We start from the raw sequence: 3,992 nt of genomic DNA on the forward strand, positions 1-3,992 counted from the left end.
GCGGTCGCGGAAGCGACCGAGGCGATGGAAGGCGACGGCGCGGGCGAGGCTGTTGCGCGCCTCGCCCTTGTTCAGTTCGGCGGTGACGGTGCGCCGCAGGTCGGCGTCCTCGAACCAGCGCAGGGTGAACAGGGTGCGTTCGATCCGCCCAATTTCGCGCAAGGCCGCGGCGAGCCCGCCTTGCTGACGCTGGGCGGAGAGTCTGCCGAGGATCAGCGATGGCGTGACCGTGCGGTTCCGGATCGCGCCGATGACCTCCGCGATTTCCGGCCAGTGGGGTACGATGCGGTCGCGATCGAGCCGACGCCCGAACAGCGGCGCCAACCTGCCGTAGCGGCGTGCCGGCTCGAAGGCGTAGAGGCGGCGATCCGACAGGCGCGGGATACGCGGCTCGAAATCCAGCCCGAGCAGGTGGCTGACCGCGAATACGATGTCGGATACGCCGCCTCCATCGACATGGAGCGTGGCGGGATCGACTCCTGCCGCATGGCCATGGATGCCGTCGAGCGCATGGATCGCTTCGCCGGCGGTGCCGGCCATCACGCTTTGGTGAAGCGGGGCGTAGCGGTCGGTGATGGTGGTGTAGATCTTCACCACCGGGTCGCGCCCGTAATGCGCGTTGACGCTTCCGCTCGCCTCGCCGGGACCGCCCAGGGGAAATGCCTGCCCGTCGGCCGACGCGCGACGTCCCTGTCCGAACCAGGCGGCAAGCGGTTCGGCATGGATGGCATCGGTCAGGCAGGCGAGCGCGGCGCGGAAGGTTTCCTCGCGCATGTGCCATGTCTGCATCCGCAGAAGGGTTCGTCGTGACCCCACGCCGCAGACCTCGGCCATGCGCGAGAGACCGAGATTGGTCGCCTCGGCGATCAGCGTGGCGAGAAAGGCGCGGTCATCACCGGGCGGCAGCCCGGTAGAGACATGGCCGAAGTGCCGGGTGAAACCGGTCCAGCGATCGACCTGCGACAAAAGGTCGGTGATACGGGTGGCGGGCAACCTGGCGTAACAGGCAAGCGCGAAGCGGCGCCCGCCATCGCGGTCGGTATCGTCCGATGGCTCCTTGGGAAAGCGCAGCCGGTCGCCTTCGAAAAATATGGCGTCGCGCTGGCCAAGGTTGCGCTCGACCGCGAGGAGGGCCGTGTCGATGCGGTTCGCACGTTCATCGAGCCAGGCATGCGCATCACCGGGCAGGATCGCCGGCCTGGGCGGGGCGCTTGGTGCCGGCGCCAGCAATGCGCGCAGCGCGCGATGCACCTTTGCGGTCGGAACCCAGATATCGCTGGACGCCAACGCACTCGCGAGCGCCTCGTAGGTCGCCATTTCCCAGGATGTGCGGTCGATCGCACCGGCGTGTCCGACATGACGCCGCCAGCGCCGTTCGACATGACCGAGCGGCACGTCGTCCGGCAGCGATCTGCGCCAGTCGCCGTCGAGGTCGGCGAGGATCGTCATCGCCGATCGCAGGCTCTGCGTATGCGCCCGTCCCTGGAAGTCGAACGCACGCAGGAACGCCGGACCGCTGCGCTTGAAGGCGCGGTATTCCGGCGCGATCTCGCCCAATATGTCATCGCGGTGCGACGATGCGGTGCGCCGGATGATCGCGGCATCGGCATCGAGCGTGTCGAGCGTCGTGATGCGGTTGACGGCCGCGCCCACATCCTCGCCGGCGCGTGCCGCTCTGGCCACCGTCTCGAGCAGGACCGCGACGCGGAGCAGGCGTTCGCGCCCTTCCCGGTTCGACACGGCGACCCGTTGCTCGAGCCGCTTGCGCGCCCGCAGGCGGGCCCGTCCGACCAGCGCGCCGAACATGGCGATCGCCGCGTCGGTGAGCGTCGCCTCCATCTCGCGCAGGGTGGCGAGCAGCACGGTCTTGCGACGGGCGGGTCGCATCTGCTGGAAGGCCTGTGCGGTGTAGCGCAGCCCTTCGCGCGCGAATTGCGCGAGGCGCGGTGCATGGGCCGGATCGACCGGATGCGCCGATACGCCCGTCCAGCGGATGAGCCTCACCTTTTCGACGATCGCGTCGAGCGATGCCGGGGCGACGCGGGGGTCCGGTTCGCGCAGCCAGGACAGGCGGCTCTGCCGGTCATGGACTTTCCCATCGACCAGCGTGTCGAGCCGACGACGCATTTCGGCATCAAGGCTGCGATCGACTGCGGTGATGAGATCGGTTTCGGCGCGGTGCATCGCCTCGGCCGCCATCCGCTCGACGACGCTGATGCCGGGAATGACGATGCGCTCCGCGCGCATCTCCTCCAGCAACCGATCGAGCAGGGCGCATCCGTCGGTGACCGGCATCGCGGCCTCGGCAAGCCATGTCATCAGATCCGCGCGCACCGGCCGGCTCAGATCCCGAAACCCGAAACGCGCCTTGATCGCGGCGAGCTGGTCGTAGCGGGTGGGCGTGCGCCTCGCGAAGTCGGCGATGACGCTCGCCTCCACGCCGACCTGTTCGGCGATATGGTCGAGCATGATCGCCGGCAGCAATTCACCCGCGCGCAGGTGGCGCCCCGGATAGCGCAGGCAGCACAGTTGCAGTGCGTAGCCGAGCCGGGTCGTCGGCGTCCGCGCGGTGCCGATCGCGGCCAGATCGCCGGCGTCGAGGCTGTGGTGGGCGATGACCGCCGCCTCGCTGTCGGGCAGCGCCAGCAGTGCGGTGCGCTGCCGCGCGGTCATCGGAATGCGTGCGGGCATTCATTATCCTTCAAAAAGCCCTTGCCATTGGGCGGCTGAATGAAAGAGGATTGTGAAAGGCGGAAGGCGGCGGAAATCCGTGGCGGCCGATCCGGCCTCCGGATACGGTCGTTTGGGAAAGGCGCGCGCTTGGACACCATACCCTATCTGATCGGCTATGCCCGCGTGTCGAAGGGCGAGGAGCAGTCCAACGTCGCGCAGGCTCGCGCGTTGGATGCAGCCGGTTGCCGGCGCGTGTTCGAGGAAACCGCCAGCGGCGGGCGCTGGGATCGCCCGAAGCTGCACGAGATGATCGGGCAGCTGCGCGCGGGCGACGTGGTGGTCGTCTGGAAGCTCGACCGATTGTCGCGCAGCCTGAAGGACCTGCTCCACATCATGGACCGGATCGAAGCGGCCGGCGCGGGTTTCCGCTCGCTCACCGAGGCGATCGACACCACCACGGCCGCAGGCCGCATGATGATGCAGATGGTCGGCAGCTTCGCCGAATTCGAGCGCGCGATGATCCGCGAGCGCACCAGCGCCGGCTTGGCGCAGGCGCGCGCCGAGGGGCGGATCGGTGGACGTCGGCGCAAGCTGGCCGACAAACAGCGCCGCGAGATCGCCGAATCCGTCACCTCGGGCCGCAAGTCGGGGGCCGAGATGGCCCGGCTCTACGGCGTCAGCGAACCCACCGTCTCGCGCATCGTCGCGGCGTATCGCCAGCAGCAAGGAGAAGCGGCGTGAAGCGGGGCCACGACCTGTCCGGTCTCATGAAGTTCGCCACCTCGCCTGCCTGGGCGGACCATCTCGGCGAGGCGCTCGGCGATCATCTCGAACTGGCGATGGACGAGTTCGACTTCGGCTACGAAGACCTCGCCGATATCGTCGGCGATCATTGGGCCGGCGTGCTATGGGGCTGCGCGTTCGAGGACCTGCTGACGCGCGCCGTCGCCCCCGACGGCCGCAACATCGTCGACGACTATATCAAACGCCGGGGCTGGAACGAGAGCGGCCCCGCCAAGGCCTATATGCGTGCGCTCCGATCGTCGGTGATGAGCCTGTACGAGGTCAGCGAGGTCGAACCCGGCCACGGCTTTCTGGTCCGCGACCTGATCCGAGGCGGCGCGCCGGTGCGCGTGTCCGAGCGCAGCGCCTCGCAGACGCTCAAGCAATGGGACCGGATCGGTGCCCGTGCCGTCGAGGTCGGGGGCAGGCATCTCCTGTCGGGCGGGCTGCTGTCGTTCCCGATGGAGGCGGCCGACGATCTAGTGCGGGGTCTCCGCCGGGCGGAGAGAAAGCGCAGTCCGCGCACCCCGCTCATG

At 68.8% G+C, this 3,992-nt stretch carries 3 protein-coding genes; 2 read left to right on the forward strand and 1 reads right to left on the reverse strand.

Annotated elements, in window-relative coordinates; translation table 11 throughout:
- Positions 1-2,691 (reverse strand): Tn3 family transposase (locus MF607_RS22315; RefSeq protein WP_242122361.1); only part of this gene is annotated, 2,691 nt, incomplete at its 3' end.
- Between the two features lie 129 nt (positions 2,692-2,820).
- Between MF607_RS22315 and MF607_RS22320 the strand changes: the two genes are divergently transcribed.
- Both MF607_RS22320 and MF607_RS22325 read left to right on the forward strand, forming a co-directional pair.
- A complete protein-coding gene (locus MF607_RS22320) occupies positions 2,821-3,414 on the forward strand; it encodes a recombinase family protein (RefSeq protein ID WP_242122362.1) in 594 nt (197 codons plus the stop codon).
- The coding region (locus MF607_RS22325; RefSeq protein WP_488803482.1) for a DUF7986 domain-containing protein at positions 3,411-3,992 on the forward strand (582 nt) is incomplete at its 3' end. The genes MF607_RS22320 and MF607_RS22325, both read left to right, overlap by 4 nt.

It is taken from the genome of Sphingomonas lacusdianchii (assembly GCF_022664395.1).
GTDB classification, from domain to species: Bacteria; Pseudomonadota; Alphaproteobacteria; order Sphingomonadales; family Sphingomonadaceae; genus Sphingomonas; species Sphingomonas lacusdianchii.